Origin of the sequence: Massilia sp. YIM B02443, assembly GCF_030411955.1 — a bacterium.
In the GTDB taxonomy this organism is placed as follows: domain Bacteria; phylum Pseudomonadota; class Gammaproteobacteria; order Burkholderiales; family Burkholderiaceae_D; genus Telluria.
Genome location: NZ_JASNRA010000001.1, coordinates 136,868 through 162,058, shown reverse-complemented (window position 1 = coordinate 162,058; position 25,191 = coordinate 136,868). Strand labels below are relative to the sequence as shown.

23 protein-coding genes, 1 tRNA gene and 1 pseudogene are annotated in these 25,191 nt (G+C 68.4%); 18 read left to right on the top strand and 7 right to left on the bottom strand.

The annotated features are described in order from the left end of the window. Positions 1-216 precede the first annotated feature (216 nt). Positions 217-855: pseudogene (locus QPK27_RS00700) on the bottom strand (NAD(P)H-dependent oxidoreductase). A gap of 204 nt (positions 856-1,059) precedes the next feature. After that, a complete protein-coding gene (locus tag QPK27_RS00695) occupies positions 1,060-1,869 on the bottom strand; it encodes a hypothetical protein (RefSeq protein ID WP_290416274.1) in 810 nt (269 codons plus the stop codon). A gap of 419 nt (positions 1,870-2,288) precedes the next feature. Between QPK27_RS00695 and QPK27_RS00690 the strand changes: the two genes are divergently transcribed. Continuing rightward, the gene (locus tag QPK27_RS00690) at positions 2,289-3,245 is read left to right on the top strand and encodes a cupin-like domain-containing protein (RefSeq protein ID WP_290416273.1); all 957 of its coding nucleotides are present in this window, start codon (positions 2,289-2,291) and stop codon (positions 3,243-3,245) included. Here QPK27_RS00690 and QPK27_RS00685 read toward each other — a convergent pair. Then, positions 3,128-5,161 (bottom strand): alkaline phosphatase family protein, encoded by a 2,034-nt coding sequence (locus QPK27_RS00685; RefSeq protein WP_290416272.1) that lies wholly within the window; start codon positions 5,159-5,161, stop codon positions 3,128-3,130. The two genes, QPK27_RS00690 and QPK27_RS00685, sit on opposite strands and share 118 nt — an antisense overlap. Before the next feature lie 222 nt (positions 5,162-5,383). On the opposite strand from QPK27_RS00685, the gene QPK27_RS00680 reads away from it, so the two are divergent. The 16 genes from QPK27_RS00680 (at position 5,384) to QPK27_RS00605 (ending at position 21,059) form a co-directional block, all read left to right on the top strand. After that, a complete protein-coding gene (locus QPK27_RS00680; protein ID WP_290416271.1) occupies positions 5,384-6,571 on the top strand; it encodes a DUF2325 domain-containing protein in 1,188 nt (395 codons plus the stop codon). Positions 6,572-6,918: 347 nt separating this feature from the next. Further along, positions 6,919-8,748, top strand: a complete 1,830-nt coding sequence (locus QPK27_RS00675; RefSeq protein ID WP_290416270.1) for an ATP-binding protein — start codon at positions 6,919-6,921, stop codon at positions 8,746-8,748. After that, the gene (locus QPK27_RS00670) at positions 8,745-9,158 is read left to right on the top strand and encodes a response regulator transcription factor (RefSeq protein WP_290416269.1); all 414 of its coding nucleotides are present in this window, start codon (positions 8,745-8,747) and stop codon (positions 9,156-9,158) included. Before QPK27_RS00675 ends, QPK27_RS00670 begins: the two co-directional genes overlap by 4 nt. Beyond that, positions 9,148-10,692 (top strand): HD domain-containing phosphohydrolase, encoded by a 1,545-nt coding sequence (locus QPK27_RS00665; RefSeq protein ID WP_290416268.1) that lies wholly within the window; start codon positions 9,148-9,150, stop codon positions 10,690-10,692. Before QPK27_RS00670 ends, QPK27_RS00665 begins: the two co-directional genes overlap by 11 nt. 7 nt (positions 10,693-10,699) lie before the next feature. Continuing rightward, on the top strand, positions 10,700-12,739 hold the full coding sequence (locus QPK27_RS00660) for an ATPase, T2SS/T4P/T4SS family (RefSeq protein WP_290416267.1): 2,040 nt from the start codon (positions 10,700-10,702) through the stop codon (positions 12,737-12,739). Between the two features lie 11 nt (positions 12,740-12,750). Beyond that, positions 12,751-13,878 (top strand): type II secretion system F family protein, encoded by a 1,128-nt coding sequence (locus QPK27_RS00655; protein WP_290416266.1) that lies wholly within the window; start codon positions 12,751-12,753, stop codon positions 13,876-13,878. A gap of 139 nt (positions 13,879-14,017) precedes the next feature. Then, positions 14,018-14,584, top strand: a complete 567-nt coding sequence (locus tag QPK27_RS00650) for a type II secretion system protein (protein ID WP_290416265.1) — start codon at positions 14,018-14,020, stop codon at positions 14,582-14,584. Between the two features lie 29 nt (positions 14,585-14,613). Further along, a complete protein-coding gene (locus QPK27_RS00645) occupies positions 14,614-15,150 on the top strand; it encodes a prepilin-type N-terminal cleavage/methylation domain-containing protein (RefSeq protein ID WP_290416264.1) in 537 nt (178 codons plus the stop codon). 2 nt (positions 15,151-15,152) lie between these two features. Further along, the gene (locus tag QPK27_RS00640; RefSeq protein ID WP_290416263.1) at positions 15,153-15,596 is read left to right on the top strand and encodes a hypothetical protein; all 444 of its coding nucleotides are present in this window, start codon (positions 15,153-15,155) and stop codon (positions 15,594-15,596) included. After that, positions 15,593-16,102, top strand: coding sequence for a prepilin-type N-terminal cleavage/methylation domain-containing protein (locus QPK27_RS00635; RefSeq protein ID WP_290416262.1), 510 nt, complete (start codon positions 15,593-15,595; stop codon positions 16,100-16,102). The genes QPK27_RS00640 and QPK27_RS00635 overlap by 4 nt, the downstream gene beginning before the upstream one ends. Further along, positions 16,099-17,028 carry a DNRLRE domain-containing protein gene (locus tag QPK27_RS00630; RefSeq protein WP_290416261.1) on the top strand — a complete coding sequence of 310 codons (930 nt, stop codon included), beginning with the start codon at positions 16,099-16,101 and terminating at the stop codon, positions 17,026-17,028. Before QPK27_RS00635 ends, QPK27_RS00630 begins: the two co-directional genes overlap by 4 nt. Before the next feature lie 25 nt (positions 17,029-17,053). Continuing rightward, positions 17,054-18,178, top strand: a complete 1,125-nt coding sequence (pilM, locus tag QPK27_RS00625; RefSeq protein ID WP_290416260.1) for a pilus assembly protein PilM — start codon at positions 17,054-17,056, stop codon at positions 18,176-18,178. Next, a complete protein-coding gene (locus QPK27_RS00620) occupies positions 18,171-18,785 on the top strand; it encodes a PilN domain-containing protein (protein WP_290416259.1) in 615 nt (204 codons plus the stop codon). Before pilM ends, QPK27_RS00620 begins: the two co-directional genes overlap by 8 nt. Next, positions 18,782-19,312: a hypothetical protein gene (locus QPK27_RS00615; protein WP_290416258.1), complete on the top strand. Its 531-nt coding sequence runs from the start codon at positions 18,782-18,784 to the stop codon at positions 19,310-19,312. The genes QPK27_RS00620 and QPK27_RS00615 overlap by 4 nt, the downstream gene beginning before the upstream one ends. Continuing rightward, positions 19,309-19,656 carry a hypothetical protein gene (locus QPK27_RS00610; RefSeq protein WP_290416257.1) on the top strand — a complete coding sequence of 116 codons (348 nt, stop codon included), beginning with the start codon at positions 19,309-19,311 and terminating at the stop codon, positions 19,654-19,656. The genes QPK27_RS00615 and QPK27_RS00610 overlap by 4 nt, the downstream gene beginning before the upstream one ends. Continuing rightward, positions 19,653-21,059: a type II secretion system protein GspD gene (locus QPK27_RS00605; protein WP_290416256.1), complete on the top strand. Its 1,407-nt coding sequence runs from the start codon at positions 19,653-19,655 to the stop codon at positions 21,057-21,059. The genes QPK27_RS00610 and QPK27_RS00605 overlap by 4 nt, the downstream gene beginning before the upstream one ends. Before the next feature lie 28 nt (positions 21,060-21,087). Here the strand turns inward: QPK27_RS00605 and QPK27_RS00600 are convergent, their stop codons facing one another. Genes QPK27_RS00600 through QPK27_RS00590 form a run of 3 tightly spaced genes read right to left on the bottom strand, consistent with a single transcriptional unit; the run spans position 21,088 to position 23,926 of the window. Further along, complete coding sequence (locus QPK27_RS00600) at positions 21,088-21,675, bottom strand: DUF2306 domain-containing protein (RefSeq protein ID WP_290416255.1); 588 nt, start codon at positions 21,673-21,675, stop codon at positions 21,088-21,090. Positions 21,676-21,713: 38 nt separating this feature from the next. Beyond that, positions 21,714-22,799 carry an MBL fold metallo-hydrolase gene (locus QPK27_RS00595; protein ID WP_290416254.1) on the bottom strand — a complete coding sequence of 362 codons (1,086 nt, stop codon included), beginning with the start codon at positions 22,797-22,799 and terminating at the stop codon, positions 21,714-21,716. Between the two features lie 2 nt (positions 22,800-22,801). Next, positions 22,802-23,926 carry a zinc-binding alcohol dehydrogenase family protein gene (locus QPK27_RS00590; RefSeq protein WP_290416253.1) on the bottom strand — a complete coding sequence of 375 codons (1,125 nt, stop codon included), beginning with the start codon at positions 23,924-23,926 and terminating at the stop codon, positions 22,802-22,804. A 198-nt stretch (positions 23,927-24,124) separates the two neighbouring features. Here QPK27_RS00590 and QPK27_RS00585 point away from each other — a divergent pair, with 198 nt between their 5' ends. Further along, a complete protein-coding gene (locus QPK27_RS00585; RefSeq protein WP_290416252.1) occupies positions 24,125-25,027 on the top strand; it encodes an AraC family transcriptional regulator in 903 nt (300 codons plus the stop codon). Between the two features lie 87 nt (positions 25,028-25,114). Here QPK27_RS00585 and QPK27_RS00580 read toward each other — a convergent pair. Continuing rightward, positions 25,115-25,190 (bottom strand) — tRNA-Thr (locus QPK27_RS00580). Position 25,191 lies beyond the last annotated feature (1 nt).

Genomic DNA, 25,191 nt, shown 5'->3' with positions numbered 1-25,191 from the left:
CGTGATCTTGCGCAGCCACGGCACATTGGCCCGGCGTTGGAAAGGGTGCGCATGGATCGACGATCCAGGCGCGGCTCATGCAGCAGGCATGCTAGGACGCCTGTCGTCACTGCCGCGTTAGGGGGACGTTAAGGAAACGTTAAATCGGGGGAGATGGCGCCGATGGCGCCGCGAAAAAAACCGGCGCACGAAGGCGCCGGCTGTTGGCGTTAGCGCTTACTTGATCTCGGTAACGAATTTGCTGCGTTCGCGCCGCACTTTCTTCAGGTTCACCAGCCAGTCGCCCTCGTCCGCACGGTAGCCGAGCGGCAGCAGGATCACGCTGCGCAGGTTCTTCGACTTGAGGTCGAGGATGGCGTCCACCGCTTCCGGGTCGAATCCTTCCATCGGGGTGGCGTCGACTTCCTCGAACGCCGCCGCGACCAGGGCGATGCCGAGGCCGATATATGCCTGGCGCGCCGCCGCCTGGTAATTGGCTTCGGTGCCGCGCGCGCCGACGATGCCCAGCAGCTGCTGGCGGTAGGCTTCCCAGCCTTCGTTCCTGAAGCCGCGCACTTCGTTGGTCAGGTCGAACATCATGTTCACGCGCTCGGGCGTGATGTCGTCCCAGGCCGCGAACACCAGCAGGTGCGAGCAATCGGTCACCTGGCCCTGGTTCCACGACACTTAGCGGATTTTGGCGCGGATCTCGTCATTGGTCACCACGAACAGCTCGAACGGCTGCAGGCCGCTCGAGGTCGGCGCCAGGCGGATCGCCTCGATGATGCGTTCGATCTTTTCGGCCGGCACGCTGCGGGTCGGGTCGAATTTCTTGGTGGCGTAGCGCCATTCCAGCTTTTGATTCAGTACTGACATGTCATTCCTTTCAGGGCGCCCGCGGGGGCGAATCGGTTGCGGTCTCATGGCCGCATCGCGCTCATGATAAGCGGATCGACGCGGCTCTGCTGGCGACGCCCCCGTTTTCGGCAAGCGCCCAAATAACAAAAGCCCGGTCGGCAATTGCCGACCGGGCTTTGCATGGAAGGCGCCACGAAGGCGCGCTTCACGGCGACTGTGAAATCAGTCGCGGTAGTTGCGGTACGAACGGTATTCGTCGCGGTCGCTCGAACCACCCAGCAGCTTGGCCAGGATGAAGCCGACGCCGACGGCGGCCAGCAGGGCGCTGCCCGGGTTGTTGCGCACGTAGTCCTTGCCTTGGGCCGACAGGTCCGAGCATTTCTCGGACAGCTGGCCGGTGCGGTCGCCAAACGATTGCTGGGCGTTGCTCAGCATGCCGGTGACGCGGTCGACGCCGGCGTGTGCCGAGCTGACCAGGCGGTCGACCATCGGCTGGGCGGCCTGCGCTGCCTTGTCGATGCTGTCATGCACTTTTTCCGGGGTGATCGACGACACGGCGGCCTTGACGTCGTTCAGCTTGTTGGTGGCTTGTTCCTTGACGTCGGCCAGCTTGCTGGCGGCCTGATCCTTGGCTTCGCCCAGCTTGCTGGCTGCCTGGTCGGCGGACGATGCCGACGACGACTGGCCGCCGGTCGAGCCGGTACCCGAGGTCGACGAGGTCGAGCCGGTCGACGACGAACCCGAGGTCGAGCCGATCGACGACGAACCCGAGGTCGAACCGGTCGAGCCGGCGCTGGCGCTGCTGCCGCTGGTGCCCAGGCCGCTGTTGCCCGAGGTGCTCGAACCCAGCGAGCCGCTGCTGCCGGCCGCGCTGCTTGGCGACGACGAGCCCAGGTTGCCGCTCGACGAAGCGGATTGCTGGGTGCCCGACGATGCGGTGGAGCCCTTGTTCAGGCTCGAATCCTTGCCGATGCTCGAACCTGCGTTGTTCATGTCGCTGCCTTTACCTTCGGTAGACTTCTGATTGTCCATGATGTATCCCTCATAAAAATTTTGACCAACGCGGAGTAGACCGAAAATCGACTATCCACACATTCTTGCTTCATTCAGTCCGATACAAACGCGGTAACGAAAGCGACCTGCGGTGCGTCAATGGCATTGGCGTTATGCTTCAGGTCAGTTTCTTGTAATCCTGACCTCGCGTTAGCGCAAAAGTTCCAGAGATCGTCCAGGCCGGCATTCCGTCCTCGGTCGGCCACCCGTGGGGGCCGTCACGAGCGCAGTATCGGACCACCTGCGTCGTGATACAAAAAGTACAATGCGCAGGCGCATGCCCACAGTGCGCTGACTAACAGAGCCGTTCCATCGGTGTCGAAATCGGCCAAAACCACGGCGCCGACGCCGCGCGGCGGTTACCATATGCAAGAGTAGAGACCACCGGAAACACAAGTATGTCGGCAGAGAAAGACCCCACGCCACCTTCCCCACCAGCACCTTCCACTACCGCAACGCGCCTGCCGCCAATCCGCCCCTGGCGCCAGCAAACGCCGGACGGCGGCTCCGTCAAGCAGACGCGGGAGGAAAAAGATGCGCAGGTGCGCGGCGTGGCCTCGATCGCGGCGATGCGCGACGCCATCCGCGCCGCCGCGCGCACCCTGCCCGCGTTCACCGAGGCGCCGCGCATCGCGCGCCCCGGCGGCGCGGCCTTCCGCGCTCGCGCCGCGGCCGGCCTGCCGTTCATCGTCACCGGCCTGGTCGGGCGCTGGCCTTTGTCCGCGCTCACCCCGCAGGTGCTGGGCGAACGCTTCGGCGACGCCGTGGTCCGCGCGCGCGTGGGCGACTACGTCGGCACCGCCTTCGCCCCCGACCGCGCGATGCAGGACATGGCGATGCGCGACTACCTGGCGCTGCAGACCGGCGACGACAGCCTGCCGCCCTACGTCGGCAACCTGGAGCTGCGCGAACTCAACGGGCTGTGCCACTGGCCGTCGTGGTTCGACAAGATGGGCCCGCCACGCTTCTGGATCGGCCCGGCGCGCACGGTGACGCCGCTGCACTGCGACTACGACGACAACATCTTCGCCCAGGTCTGGGGCGAGAAGCGCATCTTCCTGGCACCGCCGCACCACGATGAATTCTTGTACGTGCGCGAAGCCAACCCGATGCTGTTCGGCTCGCCGTTCGATCCGGAAGCGCCCGACTATGACCGCTTTCCGCTGGCGCGCCAGGCGGCGCCGGTCGAGGTCATCATGGCGCCGGGCGAGCTGCTGTACGTGCCGGCCGGCTGGTATCACCAGGTGCGTGCGCTGAGCTTTTCGCTGTCGGTCAACCGCTGGGCGCGCGCGCTCCCGCTGGCGCTGGCCGCGCCGGCGGCAGGCGGCGCATCCTTGTCGTCCGCCTGCCCCTGAGGCAGGAAGCGGGTCGATGGCCGTCGATCGGCATTGTGCTGCACGATACGGTCAGGCCGGCCATGCGCATCGAGCCACACCTGGCCCAGGCCGGAACCGTTCCACAGGCGCTCGCCGCTGCGACGCTGGTCCGGCAGGCGCGGCTTGAGCGCCAGCGCGCGCCGCTTGGTGAACCAGTTCAGCGGCGAGCGCGGCGAATACAGCCAGCGGTTCAGGCGGTCGAGCCAGTCCAGCAGCCGCGCCGGGAATTCGTTCTTGATGCCGCTGCTGGTGATCTGCCAGATGTGCGGCACGCGGTCGCTGTAGCGCACCTCGACGTCGTAGACGAAGGAATAATGCACGTCGCCCGACAGCACCACGTAGTTGCCGGGCGTGCGCGAGTGGCGGAAGATGTTCAGCATGGCGCTGGCCGCGCCGCGGTGCGCCATCCAGTTCTCGGCGTCCACTGTCAGCGCCAGCCCGACATAGGTGGCGATGCGCTGCACCACCTCGATCAGCTTGACCCCGAACATCGGCGCCGCCGACACGATCACCGCCGCCTTCTTGCCCATCAAATTCACCTGCAGTTCGCTCAGCGACTCCCAGTCCATCAGTCCGGACGGATGCCCGGGCACGCGCCGGTTGCGCCAGCGCCGCGTGCGGGTATCGAGCACGATCACCGCCGGCTCGGTCTCCAGCGTGTAGTCCCAGCAGTTAAAGGCCAGCAGGCGGTCGATCAGCGCGTCTTGCCGCACCGGGTCGAGCCGGTCCTTGTGGTCCGGCTTCGCGAACAGCGCGTCCATCTCATCGAGCACCTCGGCGAAGGCTTCGGGCCGGTTGCCCCAGCCCTGGCACAGCAGGTAGGCAGTCAAGGCATTGCCGACAATGCGGCGCGAGAACGGGTGGCCGTAGGCGGTGGCTTCCCACTTGGCCGACAGGTTCCAGTCGTCGGTGACGTCGTGGTCGTCGAAGATCATCAGGGTCTGCACGTGCGCCAGCAGGCGCGCCGCCTGCGGCAGTTCGGCGCGGAAGTCCGCGATGATCGCGCTTTCGCGCTGCCAGCGCTCGGCAGAATCTTCGTCCCTTGCGCAGGCCGGCGCCGGCATGCCGGCCACCGCCCGCCATGCCAGCGGCGAATGGGTCAGCAGGTACATCCCCATGATCTCGGCCAGCGTCACCAGGTGGTTGTCGGCGTTGGCGGTGGTGAAGACCGGCTTTTCGGTGCCGCCGAAGAAGCGGTCGCGCAGGTTGTCGTTCGATTTGAAGCCCGGCAGCAGGTCCGCGCGCCGGTAATAGCATTTCGCATGGGCGTACAGCGCTTCGCTGTCTTCCACCGTCGCGCCCTCCAGGCACTCGCCGTACAGGCCGAGGCGCCGGATCAGCGCGTGGATCGCCGCCAGCATCGGACCGGCCACGTCGTCGCAGTAGATCTGGTCGCCGCACAGCATCAGCAGCGCAGGGCGGGCGTCGGCCTGCCCGATACGTTCGGCCAGCAGGGCGTCGCCGCGCGCCAGGCCGTCGCGCGACGGATGGTGCGGCTTGCGGCAGGAGCCGTACAGGATGTCGTCCATACGGCTGCGCAGCACCAGGTTCGGACGCATCTGGCCGTGGTGCAGCAGGTGCGGCGCCCAGTGCGCGATGCCGCGCTCTTCGTCGATCAGCAGGTCGTAGTCGATCAGCGTGTCCTGCGGCAGCGTGTCAAGCAGCGTGACGTCGATCAGGTGGATCCAGGCTGCACGGCCGACGCGCACCAGACGGCAGCTTTTCTGATCGAGCACGATGCGCTGTTCGGCGCCATCGCGCGGCGCCAGCACCAGGGTCAGGTCGAGCGGCACGCTGCCGGCCAGCCATAGCACCAGCCGCCCGGGTTCGATACGGCGCAGGATGGGACCGGCCAGGACGGGCGGCAGGTCGGCGAAGGGAGGCGTCTTGCTCAAGCGATGGTCGATACGAAAGGTAGTCGGACCAGTGTAGCAGAGGACGCTGCCTCGGCTGCGCGCAAGCGCTCCACCGCGCCGCGCCGGCGCGGGAACCGACGGCACCTGCAGATTTCGCTTGCGTCATGACACGAGTTCGATAGAATAGTAATGAGAATCATTATCATCTAATGGGAGGGCGTGCCTCCCGGCTTGCAGACGCATTGCATCGAGAGGAACGACATGTGCGACAAACACGCTTCGACCCAGCCCTGCCCCGCTGACACCCGGCAAAGCTCGCGCCGCAGGCGCGTGTGGGAGCTTTCTCATGCCTGCCATTGCCCGCTGATCGGGGTCGGCCTGCCACTCAATGGCTTGCGCAAGCTGGTCGAGAAGGTGACCGGCGGGCGGGTGCTGCACGACGATTACGATATCCACGTCGGCACCGTCAGCGAATGCGCCTTGCGCACGCCGGTGGCCGAGGCGGTCCAGAAGGAGCTGGAGCGGCGCTATGTGCAGCACATCCAGCGCTTCCGCGCGGCCAGGACGGCCGAGCAGGTCGAGGCGCTGTGGACGGCGGCGGTGACGGCGGGCGATGTTGCCGGCGCATTCTGGGCCGGCCTGACCCATCCGCGCTGCACCGTTTCGCTCGAAGAAAAAATGTGCCGCGACATCCACATGGTGCAGCACCAGGCCGGCGCCTGCGCGCGCGCCGACATCAACAAGTTCAATGCGGTGGTGCGCGATAACGCGCGGCTGGAACGCGAAACCACGCGCCTGCAGGAGCGCTGCAACGCGCTGACGCAGGAAAAGCAGCTCGAGTCCGAGCGCCAGGATGCCCTCTTGATGAGTGCGCGCACCGCCTTGATTGCCAAGGATGCCGAGGTCGCCCAGCTGCGCGCGGAACTCGCGCGCCTGCAGGCCGCGGTGCCGGAACTGGACACCCGCGAGCGCCTGGCCGAGCGGGTGGCGCAGATGGAATTGCGCGAACAGTCGCTGCGCGCACAGCTGGCCGAACTGAAGACGGCGCGCCCGGCCCCGGCGCCGGCACCGGCCGCCGCAGCGGTCATCGAGATCGTCCCGGAGCCTGTGTCCCCGGCCCCGGTGCGCCTGGAAAACCGCGCCGTCCTCTGTGTCGGCGGACGCAGCAGCAGCATCCCGGTGTACCGCACCATGATCGAGCGCGTCGGCGCCCAGTTCGCCCACCACGACGGCGGCCTGGAAGACAGCAGCAGCCAGCTCGACGCAAGCCTGGCGGCGGCCGACCTGGTCATCTGCCAGACCGGCTGCATCAGCCACAGCGCCTACTGGCGCGTGAAAGACCATTGCAAGCGCCACGGCAAGCGCTGCGTGTTCGTCGACAACCCGAGCATGTCGAGCCTGGTGCGCGGCCTGCAGGAAGCGGCGACCGAGGATCACCTCTCGGAATAATCCTCTGCGCCTCGCACAGCGGCGGCGCGATCCCCCTCACCGGCAGCCGCGTCTCCATTCCACTGCCGGCTCCCGGCACCTGTTCACGGCAGTCCGACCTCCCATCCGCATCGCCTGCCGCTCTGACTCCGGCCTGCCCCTGGGCGCCGCGCCAAGCGTCCGCGCGTCAATATCCAAGCATTAATGTTGCCAAAAAATCGTGAACAAAATGGCATTCATTCGGCGTGGCAAATACAACATTCACAAAAAATCACCGCGCACGATTGGAATTTTATTTGCCATGATGCAACTTGATACCTATAGTTGTCGGTTTTCTCCATGTAACATTCACGGCAGCGGTACTACTCATGAAACTCAATCGCATTGGCATGATCCTGATTGCATGCGCATTGGCCGCGATCACGCTGGTCGTCACGCTGCTGGTGGTACGCCAGCATGACCGCCAGGCCGCGCAGATCCGCATCAAGGGCGTCGGCCTGGTCAAGTCACTCAGCACCGTCCCGATGCCGGTGGTGACCGCCAACGGCGGCAACGGCGGCATCCTGGGCGCCCTGCTGGCCTACCACGACAACGGCGACTTCGCCTACGCGGCGATCGGGAGCGCCGATGGCCGCATCCTGGCCGAAGTGGCCGGCCGCGGCAGCATGACGCCTGCCGTCGCCCTGCCCGCCAGCGCCGCCGCCGGTTTCGGCGAGCGCGACCTGGCGCAGGGCGGCGCCCCGGCGCTGCGCGAATTCTATGGCCCGCTGGCCGACCGCAGCAGCGGTCAGCTGTTCGTGCGGGTCGGCTTCTACCAGCCGCGCTATGCGCTGCCGGCGCAGGACGTGTCGTTCCTGGCGCTGCTGGCGCTGGCGATGTTCCTGGTGGTGCCGGTGGTGTACCTGATGCTCAAGCGCGAGATGATGCCGCTGGCGGCGCTGTCGGACCAGCTGCGCAGCCTGGCGCGCCCGGACAAGGCCGACGGCGCCAATGACGCCGACATGCGCGACCTGATCGCCGGCATGCGCGGCTACCTCGACCAGGCCGGGGCGCGCATCGCCCAGCTCGAACAGGGCGCGCTCAACGCCACCGCCGACAACCGCCTGCTGCAATACGGCAGCAAGAAACTGCATGCCGCGCTGCAGTCGCTGCCCGACGGCCTCCTGATGCTCGACCCGGGCGGCGAAGTCAGCTTCGCCTCGGGCAAGATCGAGCCGCTGCTCGGCATCCCGCGCGAACGCCTGCTCGGCCAGCCGCTGGAGAGCTGGTGCTGCGACCCGGCCCTGCGCACCCTGCTGGGACGCTACAGCGGCGGCCTGCGCGACCATGCGCGCGCCGGCGGCGCCGCCTCGGGCAGCGTCGATTTCGCACCTGTCAACGTCGAAGGCCGGCAATTGAGCGCTACCGCCCAGCCGCTCAGCGGCGGCCATGGCACGATGTCGTTCGGCACCCTGGTGGTGCTGCGCGACGTCACCCGCGAATGCCTGGCGCGCCAGGCCGGCAACGACTTCGTGGCGCACGTCTCGCACGAACTCAAGTCGCCCTTGAACGTGATCGGCATGTACGCCGAGATGCTGGCCGACAGCGACGACGAGAGCCTGCGCGTGGAGTCGCTCAACGTGATCCAGGACGAGATCGAGCGCATGAACGCGCTGGTGGGCAACCTGCTCAACGTCAGCAAGCTCGAAACCGGCAGCATGAGCCCCGAGCGCAACCGCGTGCGGCTGGACGACATGCTGCGCGACGCCTACGACCAGGCGCTGCCGCGCGCCGAAGGCAAGGGCCTGCGCGTGCTGCTCGACCTGCCGCGCGAGCTCGATGCGGTGGCCATCGACAAGGACCTGTTCCGCATCGCGCTCAACAACCTGCTCACCAACGCCATCAAATACAACCGCCAGGGCGGCAGCGTGACGCTGGCCGCCCGCAACGAGGACAATGACATCGTGATCAGCGTACGCGACACCGGCATCGGCATCGCCGCGGCCGACCAGGGCCGCATCTTCGACAAGTTCTACCGCGTCAGCGAAGGCGACGCGCCGGTCAAGCGCGGCGGCCATGGCCTCGGCCTGTACCTGGCGGCGCAGATCGTCGAGCTGCACCACGGCCGCATCGTGCTGGAAAGCGAACCGGGCGTCGGCAGCACCTTCTCGATCCACCTCAAGACCGTGCCCGCACCCGCCGGCGCCGCCGTGCTATGAGCGCGCGCCGCATCCTGCTGGTGGACGACGAGCCGCACGTGCTGCGCGTGCTGCGCCTGGCGCTCGAGCGCGAAGGCTACGCGGTCGACAGCGCGTCCGACGGCCATGCGGCGCTGGCCTGCATGGCGCGGCAGCTGCCCGACGTCCTGATCAGCGACATCCAGATGGACGGCATGGACGGCCGCACCCTGTGCCCGCTGGCGCGCAGCACCTACCCCGACCATCCGTTTTTGATCCTGGTGATGACGTCGATGACGGCGCTCGACGAACGCGCCTGGGCGCGCGCGCTGCCGAACACCGAATTCCTCGAAAAACCCCTCAGCCCGCGCCAGCTGGTGGCGCGCCTGTCCCGCCATTTCGCCGCCCTGCCTGCGCCGGGCACCCCGCCGGAGTCTTCTCATGCCGCATAAGCTGTTGCCCACCCTCGACTACACCCGCCACGCGCGCTGGCTGCTGCGCAGCACCGGCAGCGAGCATGCGCTGGCGGTGTGCGACGCCGCCGGCGCGCCGCTCTGGAGCGCGGCCGGCCACGCCGACCTGGCGCCGTGGCTGGCGCGCCTGAGCGCCGCCGGCTTCGCCTGGCCGTGCAACGGCGACGGCATGCAGCGCCACGATCTCGCCGCCAGCGAGACCGAGGCCGGCGCCAGCCTGCTGTACCTGCCGATCAAGGCCAAGGGCCAGCTGATCGGCTACCTGGCGGTGCGCAGCCAGGCGGGAAGCGACGATGCGCTGTTCGCCTGGGACGCGCTGGCCGAGGCGCTGGAAGACGTCGCCGCCGCCATCGGCGAGGAGTGCGGCGTGCAGGGCGAACTCGATGCCATGGCGGGCGAACTGTCGGACCGCTACGAAGAGCTGCACCTGGTGTACGCGATCGACCGCCAGGTGCAGGACATGACGACCGGCGAAGACATCTTCGGCAGCCTGCTCGAGAGCTGGGCCGAACACATGGACGCCGACGTCGCCGCCTTCATCAAGCCGGGCGACAACCTGTGCGTCTCGGCCACCAACCTGTCGGCCCCGATCCACAACCTCGACCTGGTGCTGGTCGAGATGCGCGGCGACCTGTATCGCTTCGCGCATTCGTCGCGCCAGCCGATCGTGATGAACGCGCCGGACGACCCGCGCCGCGCCTACATCTTCACCGACATGCCGTTCAAGATCCTGTGCTGCCCGGTGTTCCAGGACAAGTCGGTGGTGGCGATCCTGGTGCTGCTCAACCACGCGGAGAAGGATGACTTCAGCAACAGCGACCGCAAGCTGGGCGAAGTGCTGGCCAACCATCTGTCGAGCCTGTCGCGCATGCACGGCATGCTGGCCGAGACCAGCAAGTTCAACCAGCAGATGGCGGCGGCCCTGATCGAAGCGGTGGAAGCCAAGGACCCGTACACGCGCGGCCACAGCGAGCGGGTGCACCACATCGCGATGGAGATCGGGCGCGCGCTGCGCCTGCCGGCGCGTGAACTGGACAACCTGTTCTGGGGTTCGCTCCTGCACGACGTCGGCAAGATCGGCATTCCCGACGCGGTGCTGTGCAAACCGGGCCGCCTGACGCGCGACGAGTTCACCTTCATCATGGTGCATCCGGAGCGCAGCTACGAGATCCTGCGCCACATCGACCGCCTGAAGGGCGCGGTGCCGGGCGCGCGCCACCACCAGGAAAAGTACGACGGCACCGGCTATCCGCACGGCCTGGCCGGCAACGACATTCCCTACAACGCGCGCATCATCGCGGTGGCCGACACCTACGATTCGATCACCAGCTCGCGCGCCTACCGCGCCGGACGCAGCCACGAAGTGGCGATGGCCGAGATCGTGCGCTGCGCCGGCACCCAGCTCGATCCGGGCGTGGTGGCGGTATTCGAGACCGTGTGCCAGGCCGAACCGGGCTGGATCGCCGATTTCGGCATCGCGCGCGACCCGGTCGCCAACCCGCTCGCCGCATGATAGTGAAATGAGCCTCGACTCCGCCCTGTCCGAGCGCATCACCCGCAGCCGCATCGGCGCCATGACCTACCTGGCGCCGCTGACGGCGCTGGTGGCCGACGACGCGCTGCAGATGCTGCAGGCGGCGCTGGACGAGTGCGTGGCCCAGCACCAGGTGTCGATCGTGATCGACCTGGGCAAGGTGACGCTGCTGTCGGGGCGCGCGCTGGGCCTGATGGCCGACATGGGCGAACGCCTGGCGGGCCTGGGCGGCTGGCTCAAGCTGGCCTATCCGAACCCGCTGGTGCGCGAGATCCTGGCCGTCACCGGCCTGCTCGAGCAGCTGCCGGAATTCGACGCCCGCGCGCCGGCGCCGCAGCCGGTGCGCGAGGCCGGCAGCAAGCTGGGCGACATCCTGGTCGAACGCGGCGCCGCCAGCGCCGAACAGGTGGCCGAAGCGGCGCGCCTGCAGGACCAGACCGGCAAGCGCATGGGCCTGATCATGGTCGAGCGCAAGTGGATCACCGAGGCGGCCCTGTACGGCGCCCTGGCCGACCAGCTCGGCCTGCCCTACGTGCAGCTGCGCACCGGCCTGTACGACCCGGGCGCGCTCGGGCTGCTCGAGCGCGACGTGGCGCGGCGCCTGAACGTGCTGCCGCTGTTCGAGGTGCGCGGCACGCTCACGGTGGCCAGCGCCGAGCCGCAGGCGATCCACAGCATCGACGAGCTGCGCGCCCGCACCGGCCTGCGCATCCGGGTGGCGGTGGCGCCGCCGGCCGACATCCGGCGCCTGGCCGACGAAGCCTACGGCGGCGCCCTGCCCGACTTCATCCATACCGAAGCGAGCGACCTCGAGCTGATCGAGTCGACCATTCCCGACGACTACACCCAGATCGACGAGATGGCCGGCGCCAGCCCGGTGATCAACATGGTCAACGCCGTGATCCAGCGCGCCATCCGCGACGGCGCCAGCGACATCCACATCGAGATCTCGCGCAGCCGCGCGCGCATCCGGCTGCGCATCGACGGCGTGCTGTACGAAGTCATGTCGCCCAAGGTCGACCAGCATCCGGCGATCGTCTCGCGCCTGAAGGTAATGGCCAACCTCGACATCGCCGAACGGCGCCTGCCGCAGGACGGCCGGATCCAGGTCGCCACGCAAGGCCGTACGGTCGACCTGCGCTTTTCCTCGCTGCCCGGCATCTATGGCGAAAAGGTGGTGCTGCGGGTGCTCGACAAGAACCAGTCGATCCTCGACGTCGATAAACTCGGCATGAACGCGCACGCGGTCGGCGCCTTCAAGCGCCTGCTGGGACGCAGCCACGGCCTGATCCTGGTCACCGGCCCCACCGGCAGCGGCAAGACCACCAGCCTGTACGCGGCGATCAGCCACCTGAAGAGCATCGAGAAGAACATCGTCACCATCGAAGACCCGGTGGAGTACCAGCTCGACATCATCAACCAGAACCAGGTCAACGACGCCATCGGCCTGACCTTCCCCAAGATCCTCAAGCACGTGCTGCGCCAGGACCCGGACATCATCATGATCGGCGAGGTGCGCGACCGCCAGACCGCCGAGATCGCGGTGCAGGCGGCGCTGACCGGCCACCTTGTGCTGACCACGCTGCACACCAACGACACGCTGGGCGCGGTCTCGCGCCTGGTCGAGATGGGCGTCGAGCCTTATCTCCTTTCCTCGGCGCTGATCGGCGTGATGGCGCAGCGCCTGGTGCGGCGCGTGTGCCAGGGCTGCCGCACCAGCTACCTGGCCACGCCCGAAGCGACCGCCGCCTACCGCTGGCGCGGCCAGGGCGACCTGCGCCTGGTGCGCGGACGCGGCTGCCCGGCCTGCTACGACTCGGGCTACAAGGGGCGCCTCGGCATCTACGAGCTGCTCGAAGTCGGCCCGGATCTGCAGCGCATGATCGTGGCCAACGCCAGCAAGGACCAATTGGCGGCCCACGTCGCGGCCAGCGGCCACCACGACCTGTACGCCGACGGCATGGCGCGCGCCTTCGACGGCCACACCACGCCCGAGGAAATCGCGCGCGTGGTGCATTCGCTGTAAGGAACGACGCGATGCCGATCGAACTCGATGCCTTTGCCGTGGCGGCCGACGCCGCGCCGCACTCCGCCGCCCCCCGCATCCCCGCGTCGCGCGCCTTCGGCCAGCGCGCTCCCGGCATGCGCGAGCGCGCCATGTTCACCGAGCGCCTGGCGCTGCTGCTCGAAACCGGGGTGCCGCTGCACGCGGCACTGCAGTCGCTGCACGAGCAGACCGACCACCCGCAGCTGCGCGCGATGATCGCGGCGCTGTGCGACGACATCCTGGGCGGCGAACGTTTTTCGGCGGCGCTGGCGCGCCACCCGCTGTTCCCCGTTACCTACATCAACCTGATCGCCGCCAGCGAGGCCGGCGGCTTCATGCCCGAAGTGCTGGCGCAGCTGGTCGAGATGGACGAAAAGGAAGAACGCCTGCGCAGCACGCTGGTGGCGGCGCTGTCGTATCCGCTGATCCTGCTGGCGTTCTCGTTCGCGGTGGTGCTGTTCATCCTGGTGTCGGTGTTCCCGAAGTTCGCCGTGATGTTCGCCGCCATCCACGACCAGCTGCCGTGGACCACGCGCGCGCTGATGGTGGTGAGCCAGTTCCTGACCGGGCATGGCGCGATCGCGGCGGCGCTGGCTGCTGCGCTGGTCGGCGCCGGCTGGCTGCTGGCGCGCCAGCCCGGGGTGCGCACTGCGCTCGACCGCGCCAAGCTGCGCCTGCCGCTGGTGCGCGAGGTGTTCATCCGCATCTACATGACGCGCCTGTTGCGCGTGATGGGCATCTCGCTCGAGCGCGGCGTGACCATCCTGGCCACGCTCGAAGCCTGCCGCGCGGTGGTGCCGAACGCCGACATCCAGGGTTTCATCCGCGACCTGGAAACCGACGTCACCGAGGGCAAGGGCATCGCCGCCGGCTTCCAGAACAGCGGCTTCGTGCCGGTCGCGGTGCGCCAGATGATCGCCACCGGCGAGGCCACCGGCACCCTGGGCCGCGTGATGAGCCGGGTGGCGGACGCCTATGACCGTGAACTGACGCGCTCGCTGGCGCGGCTATCCAAGATGGCCGAGCCGGTCATGCTGCTGGTGATGGGGCTGCTGGTGGGAACAATCGTCAGCTCGCTGATCCTGCCGATATTCAAATTGTCACGAAGTGTTCATTGAAGCGTTAACGAAAAACCACACATTCCCACACATTTGGTAACTTCGTGTCGTGCGGCAAGTCGTGCGTGTTACTCTCTGGAATTAATAATTTCAAATAACAAAGTCATTTGCGTGACTTTGCACAAAGGCGGAAAACTTCATGTCGACTTCTTTCAAGCGCACGGCAGCAGCCGGTTTCACCCTGATCGAACTGCTGATCGTGGTGATCATCCTGGCGATCATCTCGGCGATCGCGATTCCTCAATTTACAGCGACCACCACGGACGCAAAGAATGCGGCTGCCACTACTAATCTGGCCACCGTGCGCAACGCGATCGAGCTGTACCGTGCACAGCATGGCGGCGACGTCAACCCGGGCGCCAAAGACTCCAAGGGAGCTACCTGCACCACCGGCGTGGCAGGGAAAGGCGCAGCGAACAGCAAAGAGGCGCTGATCGAGCAGCTCACTTACGCATCGAACGCCGCCGGCCAGACCTGCAGCGTCGCGCACGGGGATTTCCGCTACGGTCCTTATCTGCGTCAGGGCATTCCGGCCGATCCGTTCGGTCAGAGCAACGACATCGATTTCAAAACTACCGGCGACAAGATCACGCCGACCCATGCCACTGGCAGTGGCTGGCTCTACGACGTGAAATCCGGCGAATTCGCTCTGAACAAGGTAGCCGAAGACAGTGATAACACTGGCTCTGGAGAGGCCAACCCTTAACATAGCGGTCGCGCCCAGCCGACGGCGCCATGCCCTGCCGCGTCCGCACCGGCTACACGCTGATCGAACTGATGCTGGTGCTGGCGATCCTCGCCATCGCCGCCGCGGTCGCCCTGCCCTCGGCCCAGCCGGTGGCCGGGTTCGGCGCCGATGCGGCGGCCGGCGAAGTGGCGCTGGCCCTGCGCTTCGCGCGCGACGATGCGCGCCGCAGCGGCCAGTCCCGCCTGTTCGCCTGCAATCCCGCCGCCGCCACGGCGACGGTCCGTTCCATCGATACCGATAAAGACAACAGTGTCGTGTCGAACGCCGCACCATGGTACTCGGCGGCGCTTGCCCCTATTCCTGCCGCCAACCAGATCGCCATCGTGAGCTGCACCTTTACCTTCACCGAGAACCCCAGCAGCGCCGCCACCTTCGCCTTCGACGCGTCCGGCAATCCGGTGCGCGGCATCGGCAAGGGTCCGGCGCGTACTCAGCGGCTGCGCTCGGGCGCTGTCGTGATCGGCGACGGCGCGACCCGGCGCACCATCACGCTCGACGCCAGCGGCCGCATCACGCTCTCCTGACCATGTCCTTCGCGCCGTCCTCCATCGCCCGCATCGAACGGGCCGCCGGCATGACCCTGCTCGAAGCGCTGCTGGCGCTGCTGCTGCTGTCGGTGTGCCTGGTGCCGGCCGCCGAGGCGCTGCGCGGCGCCATCGGTGCGCCGGGCGTCAGCGCGCAGGCGGCGCGCGAACTCGATTGCGTCAGCGCGCGCATGGAGGCGGTGCTGGCCGAACCGTTTACCCGCCTGCTGGGCGCGGCCGGCAGCGCCGACGCCGCATCCAGGTTCTCGACCGCCGCCGGCGGCGCCTGCCCGGCGATCAAGGTGGCCATCGCGCGCTACGGCGTCGATGGCACCCGCACGCTGGTTGCCAACGGCAGCAGCAACTACCTGCTGCAGGTGAGCGCCGAACTGGCCGACCCGAACGCCGGCAACCGCTTCACCCTGACCACCCTGGTGACCCAGTGAACGCGCACCACCTTCGCTATCGGCCCGCGGCCGGCTTCACGCTGGCCGAACTCCTGATCGCGCTGGTCATCGCCAGCATCATCCTGCTGCCGCTGGCCGACATGCTGCACGTCGGCACCGACACCGCGCGCGCGGTGCGCAGCAGCCTGGACGCCGGCGCCGACGCCCGCTTCGCGCTCGACCGCATTGCCACCCACGCCAGTCTCGCCACCGGCGCCACCCCGCCGCTGCCGCCATCCGCCAGCCCCGCCGACGTCGCCCAGGCCTGGCTGGCGCCGTGGCAGTACACCCTCCAGGGCAGCGACCTGATCGAAACCAACAGCGACGCCAAGGCGGTGCGCAGCATCATCGCCAGCAACGTGGCCAGCTTCAAGCTGGAAGCGCCACTGCCCGAACCAGGCTGGCGTCCGGTGCTGTACGTAACCCTGACGCTGGACCCGGCCGCCAGCGCGTGCGGCGCGCACTGCGCCCATGCGCGCACGGTGCGACTGGGGCCGTCGCCATGATGCTGCGGCGCCAGCGCGGCGCACTCCTGCTGCTGGTCGCGCTGCTGCTGGCCACCCTGGCGGCGCTGGCGTTCGGCCTGAACCGTGCGGCCAGCGGCGAACTGCGGTCGGTGCGCGACGACTATGACGGCCGCGCCGCCGGCTACCTGGCCGAAGCCGGGTTTGCCGCCGCCAAGTGGCGCACCCAGGTCAAGGGCTGCCCCAAGAACAAGGTCAAGGACACCATCGCCGCCACCCGGCTGGGAAACGGCAGCTTCGAGGCCAGCGCAACCGGCGAAGGCGCGAAACTCACCATCGCCGCCAGCGGCACCGTGGCGCGCGACGCCGAACGCGCCGATGCGCAGCGCGCCACCGATCCTGGCCGCCCCGCGTTCCGGGTCCATGACTTCACCGACCTCGAAGTCGACAACGACGCCATGGACGACGCGCTCGACACCACGATCGATCCGCTGCGTCCCGCCTCCAGCAACGCCACCACCCTGGCGCTGGTGTCGAACGCGTCGCACGCCTTGCTGTACTGGTCGGTCAGCGACATCGGCAAGGAGGACAAGGTGCTGTCGGCAACACTGACGCTGACCTTGACCGCAGGCAGTCCCGGCGCGCGCCGGGTCGCCCTGCACCGCGTGACCACGCGCTGGGACAGCTACGCCACCTGGAACTGGGCGCGCGGACTGACGCCCTGGAGCGCTGGCGGCGGCGATTACAGCAAGGCCGAGCTGGTGACCACGATCGCCGCCGGCAGCACGGGCGCCAGCTGGGACGTCACGCCGCTGGTCGAATCCTGGCTGAGCGGCGGCCCGGCATCGAACATGGGTGTGCTGCTGCGCCTGGTGGACAATGGCCAGGCATTGAATTTTTACAGCCGCAAGGCCAACTCGTCGAGCGTGCGCCCGGTGCTGCGCGTGGTGGTGGCCGCCAAATGCTGAACCTCATGTCGACCGGAGCCACACCATGACGCTGCGCCAGTTCGCCAGCCGCCTGGGCCGCAGCATGCGTCCGGCGCCGGCGCGCCCGATCGGCGTCGACTTCGCCGCCACCCGCCTGAACCTGGTGCAGGCCGAGCTGCAGGGCGAGCGCTGGCACCTGCGCGCGGCCGCCTCGCTGGCCTACCCGATGCCGCGCGAAGCGCTGCTGGCGGCGCCGCGCGAACTGCTGCGCTTCGTCGACGCCGCGCTCAAGCTGGCGCCGTTCCAGGGCCGGCGCGTGGTGGCGGCGCTGGCGCCGGCCGACGTGCGCATCCTGCCGCTGACCGTGCACGTGGGCCAGGGCCAGAGCGAGGCGCAGGCGGTGGCGCGCGCCGCCGCCGAGCAGCTGGGCGAGCGAGCCGCACAGCACGTGATCGACTACTACCAGGTGCGCGGCGCCGACATGGACGGCGGCGAGCGCCAGGTACTGCTGGCGGCGGCGCCGCGCGAACGCGTGCTGGACACGCTGGCGATGCTGGAAAGCGCGCGCCTGACGCCGATGGCGCTCGACATCGGCCCGGCCGCCATCGGCCGCCTGCTGGCGACGCTGCACGGCAGCGACGTCGGCCAGTCGGTGGCGCTGCTCAACTTCGGCGCCGCGCGCAGCTACCTGACCGTGATCTGGGGCCGGCGCCTGATGCTCGACCGCGAGATCGCGTTCGGCGAAGAGATGCTGGCCGGCGCGGTGGCGGCGGCGCTCGACCTGCCGCCCGCGACCGCGTCGAACCTGCTGCGCGAACACGGCATCGGCGCGCGCGCCGGCGTGGCGGAACCCGCCGACGGCGACCTGCCGCGCGGCGAGCTGCGGCGCGCGATCCGCACCATCCTGCACCCGGCCTGCCGGGCCCTGGCCGACGAGCTGGCGCACACCCAGGTGTACGTGGCCTCGCGCACGCGCGGCAGTTCGATCAGCCGCCTGTACCTGAACGGCAGCCTGGCACACTATCCCGACATCGCCGAACGCATCGCGGAACTGATCGACGTCCCGGTGCACCTGCTGGCGCCGCTGGGCGCCTTCCCTCTGTCGCGTCCGGACGCGGTGGCCACCGAGGCCGCCACCTCGGTCGCGCTGGCGACCGGGCTGGCCCTGCGCGGAGGCGCCGATGGCTGACATCGACATGATCCCGCGCAGCTACCGCGACGGCGTGCGCCTGCGCCACGCGCTGCGCCGCACCGGCGCCGCGCTGGCCATGGTGCTGCTGTGCGCCGCCGCCGGCCACGCCGCGCTGCGCTGGAGCACGGCCGGCATCGAACGCAAGAGCGCCGCGCTGCGCGCCGCCGCCAGCGCCGCGCAATCAAGCATTGCGCGCGCAGCGGGCGCCTACGAAGCGCAGCTGCGCCGGCAACGGCAGGCCACGCTGCTGCGCGCGCTGCGCCGCGAGCACGAGCTGGCCGTGCTGGCGCAGGCGCTCGAGGGCGCCCTGCCGGCCAGGGCCTGGCTGACCACTGTCACGCTGCGCCGCACCGTGGCGGCGGCGGCTGCCACGGCCGATGCGGGCGCCGCCCCGCAGCTGCCCGACACCGCCGTCGAACTGGCCGGCCAGGCCGCCGGCTACGAGGAAGTCACCGACTTCCTGGCGCGCCTGGCGCGCATGCCGGGCGTGCAGCGGGTCGCCCTGCAATCGAGCGGCGCCAACGCCACGGACGGCGCGATCGATTTCCAGGCCGCGCTGACGCTGGCGGCCACTGCGTCGTCCTCCTCGGTGCCGCAGCCATGAGCCCGCGCCTGCGCCAGATGCTGGCCGCGCTGCCGGCGCGCCAGCTGAACCTGATCCTGACCGGCGTGGTGCTGATCGCCGCAATGCTGGCCTGGAGCGCCGGCCTGCGCGCGCCGCTGGCGGCCTACCGCCAGCAGGGCGCGGCGCTGGCGACCCTGCAAGCGGCCGCGCGCAACGCGCCGCCCGCCGCCGCCTTGCCGGACGCAGCGCAGCGCCCGGCCGCGGCGCCCGCGCCGGCGCCGCAGCCGCTGGAACTGATCGCCGCGGTCAGCCGCAGCGCCGGCCGGCACGGCGTGACGGTATCGTCGGCGGCGCAAGGCCCGCAACTGAACCTGGCCGGGCTGCGCGCGCAGACCCTCGACATCGCCGCCGGCGGCAGCTACGGCGCCCTGATGGCCTGGCTGGCCGAGATCCAGGCCGGCCAGCCGGCGGTCGGCATCGTCGGCTTCGAGCTGCAGCCCGGCGCCGCCGGCGCGCGCGCGATCCGGCTGCAGCTGGCCATCTACGACGCCGGGACGGTGCCATGATGCGCGCCCGGCTATCGGCACTGGTGCTGGGCATGGCCGCCGCCGCGCCTTCGGCGGCCGCGCCGGCGGACAGCACGCCATGGGCGGCCTTGCGCGACCCGTTCCAGCGGCCCGCCGCGCCGCCGCCGACCGCGCCGGTGGACAGCACGCCGGCGGCGCCGCCGCGCCTGCGCGCGCTGGTGCTCAACGCGCAGCAGTCGCTGGCGAATATCGACGGCCACATCGTCGCCGTCGGCGAGCAGTTTTCCGGCTACACCGTGCGCCGCATCGATGCGCGCGGCGTGCTGATCGTCCGTAACGGCCACGCACAGCTGTTGACCATGCAAGACAAGGAATCTCCATGACCCCGCGCCACCCGATATCCGCGCTGCTGGCGCTGTGCGCCGCGATCGCGCTGCCCGCCTTCGCGCTCGGCCAGAGCGCACCCGCGCCGGCCGGTGCCGCATCCACCACCGCATCGACAACTACCACGACGACGATCACTGCGGCCGCTGCCACAGCCACAGCGGCGGCCGTGATCGCTGCGCCGGCCACCATGTCGTACACCTTCCGCGACACCCCGATCGACGAGCTGTTCAACATGATCGCGCGCAGCGCCCGCGTCAACATCATGCTCGGCCGTGGCGTCGGCGGCAGGGTCTCGATCAACCTGTACGACATGACCGTGCGCGAGGCCGTGAGCGCCATCGCCGAGGCCGGCGGCTACGTGGTCAGCGAGCGCGCCGGCGGCTTCCTGGTGGAGGACCGCAAGAGCGCGGCGCTGGACGGCGCCGGCGCCGGGGCGCTGCAGGTCAAGGCGCTGAAGGTGCGCTATGCCGACGTGGCCAAGGTCGGCGCGATCCTGGCACGCCAGCTCGGCCCGCTGGGCGCGGTGACGGTGCTGGAACAGACCCGGACCGTGGTGCTCGAAGCCAACCCCGCCGGCCTGGCGCGCGCCGCCGCGGCGCTGCGCGAAATCGACAAGGCGCCGCAGCAGATCCTGATCGAGGCCAAGATCCTGGAGATCACGCTCGACCAGAACGAAAACTTCGGGGTCGACTGGACGCGCGTGTTCAACGCCGATGGTCCGGACGTGGCCGCCGCGACCGGCTTTGCCACCCGCGTCGGCCCGCGCTTCTACCTGAACCTGGTGAACAAGAACATCGACGCCTACCTCAGCGCGCTGAGCAACAAGGGCCGGGTGCACACGCTGGCGACGCCGCGCCTGCTGGCGCTGGAAGACCAGGAAGCCAGCACCAATGTCGGCGACCAGCTCGGCTACCGCCTGACCACCACCATCAACAACGTCACCTCCGAATCGATCCAGTTCCTGGACACCGGCGTGATCCTGCGCGTGACGCCGTCGATCGACGCCGACGGCCGCATCATGCTGAAGGTGCGGCCCGAGGTCAGCTCGGGCACGGTGTCGGCCGGCATTCCGTCGAAGAAGACCACCGAGGTGAATACCCAGCTGGTGGCCAACGATGGCCAGCCGGTGCTGATCGGCGGCCTGATCAAGCGCAGCAAGACCTATCGGCGCCAGGGCATACCGCTGCTGTCGGACATTCCCGTGATCGGCGCCGCGTTCTCCAGCACCGACGACGGCGGCTCGGCGACCGAGACCATCGTCGTGATCACGCCGCGCATCGTGCCGGCCGGCGGCGCCGCGATCGACGGCGTCACCGAACGCACGCTGGAACAGGCAGAGCAGGCGATGCAGGTGCGCAGCGAGGCGCTCGACCGCAAGCTGGAGCGGATCGCGGACTGAGTCCCCTGACACGACGGACATAAAAACGTTAGCGGGCGCCATGCCGGATACACACTTCGGCAATCACCACATTCGGCACCCAGGCCAGCCATGCGATGCAGCGGTAGGCGAGGTCGAAATCGATACCGATCAGCTGGGACGCCGGAAGGTAGACGCGCAGCGTGACCGCCGCGAACGTCAATGCGTAAGAGCGGATCATCCAGGCCCGGTGGCGCGAAAAATCGCGTGCGCGCGCGCTGCCAAGGCCCTGCATCGTGGCATGCAGCCACAGCACACCAAGCGCGCCGAAACCTGCAGCCGCCACCGGGCCCGATGACAGGCCCGCCGACAAGACGAGCGCCGAGGCAGCGCCGACGATGCAACCCAGGACATACAGCCACCCGCTCGCGCGATGCAGTCCCGGCCAGCGCCGCCGCATGACGCTGGACAGTTGCATGGCGCCCAGCATCAGGGCGATGGATGCCGCGACGGCATGCACGGCAATCCAGGGATCGAAGTACCGGTTGGCAAGCACGTTCGCCGGCACCGGTCCGACCCCTGCAATATAGCGAAGGGACAGCAATCCGACACCTACGCCGAGCAGCGCGCCGCCGTAGCGGATCGCTTTCGATAGCATCCTTCCCGGCTCCATGTCGACTGCGCGCGCTGTCCCGCTCATCGAATCGCCTCCCGCCAACGCCGATTGACCCTGGCGCGCCCGATGGTCACCGGCTCACCCAGCTGCGGCGTCGCCAGCGCAATGCCTTGCGTTTCGGCCAGGCGGGCAATGGCCTCCAGCGGCGCACTCCACGCATGGAAGGCGAGGTCGAAGGTGGCGTTGTGCACAGGAACCAGCAGTTTTCCGCGCAGGTCGAGGAACGCCTGCAAGGTTTGCTCCGGCCGCATGTGAATGTCCGGCCATGCCGGGTCGTAAGCGCCATTTTCGATACAGACGGCGTCGAAGGGGCCAAAGCGCTGGCCGATCTGGCGAAACCCGCCGAAATAACCCGAGTCGCCACTGAAGAAGATGCGCTGACCGGCCGATTCGAACACCCAGGAAGCCCACAAGGTGCGATTGGTATCCCATGGCCCACGGCCGGAGAAGTGTTGCGCCGGGGTTGCCGTGACGACCAGCCCGTCGAGCGTGACCGACTCCCACCAGTCCAGCTCGGTGATGCGCTGTCCGGGTACGCCCATGCCCACCAGGCGCGCCTTGAGGCCCAGCGGCACAAGGTAGCGCCGGGCACGGGTGGCAAGAACCGCCATCGTGGGCGCATCCAGATGATCGTAATGGTCGTGCGAGATGACGACACCTTCGATATCGGGCAACGCTTCCGGTGGCAGGGGCGGTTCGCTATACCGGCGCGGACCGGCGAAGCGCACGGGCGACGCGCGCCGGCTCAGGACGGGATCGACGAGCCAGTACTTCCCTTGCAGCTTGAGCAGCAGCGACGAATGGCCGAGCCGGACCAGGTGGTTGGCGTTGCCTTCCAAGCCATCCAGCACCTGCGCGGAGAGCCGCTGCACCGGGATGGCTGTCTTCGGCACGGTGTCGACCTTGGCACGCAACAGCGCCCGCAGACCGGCGCGCCAGTTGCCGGCGCCCGCCGGGCCCGCTGAACCGTCCTGGTTATGGAACACGCCGCCGGCATACTGGGCGGATGCCGCGTAAGGCGAACCGGGGACATCGGCGCCGCTGAACGCACAGCCCGTCAGTAACGGCAGGCCCAGCAGGCCGCGCCAGAAATTTTTCTTGCGCATGTTCACAGCGTCACGACCAGTTTGGCGGCAGACACGCCTGCCGCATGCATTGCCATCGTTCCCGGTATCGCCTCCAGGCCGTGGCCTGCGACCTGACAGGGCGGAGCAGGCTTGAATGCACCGCGCGCCAGCGCCTCTGGCAGGTAATCCTGGAAAATCAGCGGGCCCACCCGGTTGTGAATCAGGGAGGTGCCCCATACAAACGGCGTAGCGACACCGCGCCGCCTGGCACGCCACGTCAGTTTCAGCAGGCCGGTTGCGTTATCGAGCAGAATGGGCAGCAGCTTGCGCAGGCGTCCGCGACCGGCGGGGATGCCGTCGAAGGTGGCGGGTGGCGTGACCACCGCCACGGTACGCGCGCCGCCTGCTGCGGCCACCAGGTCCAGGCAGGCGGACGCGGCGCCCGGGCCGATCGCCACCGCGCCGGCACAGCGCGACTGTCGGAGCGCGCCCACCAGATCGGCCACGACGCTGGCGCTGCGGTAATCGAATGCCTGGCGCGCTCCCAATGCCCGGACAAATTCAAAATTCGCGGGGGAACAGGTGGTCAGCACATCGTAGCCGGCGGCGGCGGCCAACTGGATCGCATTCGCACCGACGCTGGTCGAACCGCCCCAGACGATGACGGTCTCGCCGCGAAGCTGCCGCTGCAGCCGGGGCGGCGCGAGGGCCAGGAAATCGTCCTGGAACAAGGCGCAGGCCGCCGTCGACAGGCCCAGCGGCAGCACACTGGCCTGGGTGTAACTCAGCTCGGCAGGCAACGGCGTCATCATGTGTTCGAGCAGCACGACGTAATGCTGAAACGCGCCTTCCGCCGCGCGATTGCGCCCCTTGTCGACACCGGCGGCCAGGCCCAGCACGCGATCTCCAGGCCGGAAGCGGGTGACGGCCTCGCCCACTTCGACCACGTCGCCAGCCAGATCATGGCCGACGACCATGGGATAGGTCAGCCACGGACAAGCGAGCGAGCCGATGGTCTGGAGATGGCGATCGAAGGCGTTGATTGCGACGGCGCGCGTGCGCACGACCACTTCGCGGCCGCGCGGCGCGGTATACGGCGCCGGCGCCACGCTGTACGCGGCCTGCTTGGCAGCGAGCCACAAGGCATTGTTGACGGTATCTTGCATGGGTGCGCTCCGAGATGACGAGCACACATGCTAAGCAGAGAGGAATGGATCGACAATGCGCAAAACCCGCTGAAATCGTCGCATTCGTCCAGCAATGGCCTATCCAAAATAATTAGCCGAACAGGCTGGTGGCAGCGCGGCGGTCGCTATCGCGAACGGATATGATGCGTGGTTTGAATGCTCACGCTGGCCTGATTGATGGATCCATTGTCCGATGTGTTATCGATGTTGCGTCCCACCGACTACGCCTTTCGCGGGTTGGAAGCGGGCGGAAGCTGGTCTCTCCATTATCCCGCCGACGGCTCGTTGAAGTGCTTCGCGATCACGCTGGGCAGCTGCTGGCTGTATGGCGATGCGCCGATCGGCCAGCGCCGCTTGCGGCAGGGCGATGTGGTGATGGTGTCGGGCGGCACCGCCTTCCGCTTGTGCAGCGACCTGGAAAGTCGGGCAGTCGACGTCGCCGAGGCATTGACGGTAGTCGGACCCGGGAATGTGGCGCACATCGGGACCGGCATCGACTGCGCCGGGCTGGGTGGCTACTTTGGCTTTGGCAGTACTCATGCCGGCATCTTGCTCGCCATGTTGCCGGAGGTATTGCACGTCGTGTCGGCCACAGGTGAAGCCTTGCGGCGATCGATTGCACGGCTGATGGAAGAATTGCGCTGCCCACGGCCGGGCGGGCAGTTGATGGCCAGCCATTTTGCTCAGGCGCTGCTCATCGAAGCCCTGCGCCAATACCTCGACAGCGTGCCGCCGGGGCGGGGCAACTGGTTGTACGCGCTGCAGGACAGCAAGCTGAGCATGGCGTTCAGCGCCGTCCATGCCGAACCGGGACGCCCCTGGACCGTTGCGCTGCTTGCCGCCGCCGCCGGCATGTCGCGTTCGGCGTTTGCCGCGCACTTTGCCGGGACAGTGGGCGAGGCGCCGATGGCTTACGTTACACGCTGGCGCATGCTGCTGGCCTGCGAGCGTCTGGCCATGAAAGGGGCCACCATCAGCAGCGTCGCAACATCGCTCGGCTACGAGTCGGACAGCGCCTTCGGTGCAGCGTTCAAACGCGTTCTCGGCGCATCGCCGCGGAAAATAAGTGAAGCGTCATGAGACATCGCGATGCACCATGCGCGTACCATGAAAAGAAAAAAGGGTTACACGCTTTCGCTTGTAACCCTTTGATCCAACTACTTGTTTTGGTGCCGCTGACCGGAATCGAACTGGTGACCTTCGCATTACGAATGCGCTGCTCTACCGACTGAGCTACAGCGGCG

What these genes read in the sequence shown, in the direction of transcription:
- QPK27_RS00695 (WP_290416274.1), bottom strand. Translation starts at nt 1,869, where the DNA reads ATGGACAATCAGAAGTCTACCGAAGGTAAAGGCAGCGACATGAACAAC.
- QPK27_RS00690 (WP_290416273.1), top strand. Translation starts at nt 2,289, where the DNA reads ATGTCGGCAGAGAAAGACCCCACGCCACCTTCCCCACCAGCACCTTCC.
- QPK27_RS00680 (WP_290416271.1), top strand. Translation starts at nt 5,384, where the DNA reads ATGTGCGACAAACACGCTTCGACCCAGCCCTGCCCCGCTGACACCCGG.
- QPK27_RS00675 (WP_290416270.1), top strand. Translation starts at nt 6,919, where the DNA reads ATGAAACTCAATCGCATTGGCATGATCCTGATTGCATGCGCATTGGCC.
- QPK27_RS00670 (WP_290416269.1), top strand. Translation starts at nt 8,745, where the DNA reads ATGAGCGCGCGCCGCATCCTGCTGGTGGACGACGAGCCGCACGTGCTG.
- QPK27_RS00665 (WP_290416268.1), top strand. Translation starts at nt 9,148, where the DNA reads ATGCCGCATAAGCTGTTGCCCACCCTCGACTACACCCGCCACGCGCGC.
- QPK27_RS00660 (WP_290416267.1), top strand. Translation starts at nt 10,700, where the DNA reads ATGAGCCTCGACTCCGCCCTGTCCGAGCGCATCACCCGCAGCCGCATC.
- QPK27_RS00655 (WP_290416266.1), top strand. Translation starts at nt 12,751, where the DNA reads ATGCCGATCGAACTCGATGCCTTTGCCGTGGCGGCCGACGCCGCGCCG.
- QPK27_RS00650 (WP_290416265.1), top strand. Translation starts at nt 14,018, where the DNA reads ATGTCGACTTCTTTCAAGCGCACGGCAGCAGCCGGTTTCACCCTGATC.
- QPK27_RS00645 (WP_290416264.1), top strand. Translation starts at nt 14,614, where the DNA reads ATGCCCTGCCGCGTCCGCACCGGCTACACGCTGATCGAACTGATGCTG.
- QPK27_RS00640 (WP_290416263.1), top strand. Translation starts at nt 15,153, where the DNA reads ATGTCCTTCGCGCCGTCCTCCATCGCCCGCATCGAACGGGCCGCCGGC.
- QPK27_RS00630 (WP_290416261.1), top strand. Translation starts at nt 16,099, where the DNA reads ATGATGCTGCGGCGCCAGCGCGGCGCACTCCTGCTGCTGGTCGCGCTG.
- pilM (WP_290416260.1), top strand. Translation starts at nt 17,054, where the DNA reads ATGACGCTGCGCCAGTTCGCCAGCCGCCTGGGCCGCAGCATGCGTCCG.
- QPK27_RS00620 (WP_290416259.1), top strand. Translation starts at nt 18,171, where the DNA reads ATGGCTGACATCGACATGATCCCGCGCAGCTACCGCGACGGCGTGCGC.
- QPK27_RS00615 (WP_290416258.1), top strand. Translation starts at nt 18,782, where the DNA reads ATGAGCCCGCGCCTGCGCCAGATGCTGGCCGCGCTGCCGGCGCGCCAG.
- QPK27_RS00610 (WP_290416257.1), top strand. Translation starts at nt 19,309, where the DNA reads ATGATGCGCGCCCGGCTATCGGCACTGGTGCTGGGCATGGCCGCCGCC.
- QPK27_RS00605 (WP_290416256.1), top strand. Translation starts at nt 19,653, where the DNA reads ATGACCCCGCGCCACCCGATATCCGCGCTGCTGGCGCTGTGCGCCGCG.
- QPK27_RS00600 (WP_290416255.1), bottom strand. Translation starts at nt 21,675, where the DNA reads ATGCTATCGAAAGCGATCCGCTACGGCGGCGCGCTGCTCGGCGTAGGT.
- QPK27_RS00595 (WP_290416254.1), bottom strand. Translation starts at nt 22,799, where the DNA reads ATGCGCAAGAAAAATTTCTGGCGCGGCCTGCTGGGCCTGCCGTTACTG.
- QPK27_RS00590 (WP_290416253.1), bottom strand. Translation starts at nt 23,926, where the DNA reads ATGCAAGATACCGTCAACAATGCCTTGTGGCTCGCTGCCAAGCAGGCC.
- QPK27_RS00585 (WP_290416252.1), top strand. Translation starts at nt 24,125, where the DNA reads ATGGATCCATTGTCCGATGTGTTATCGATGTTGCGTCCCACCGACTAC.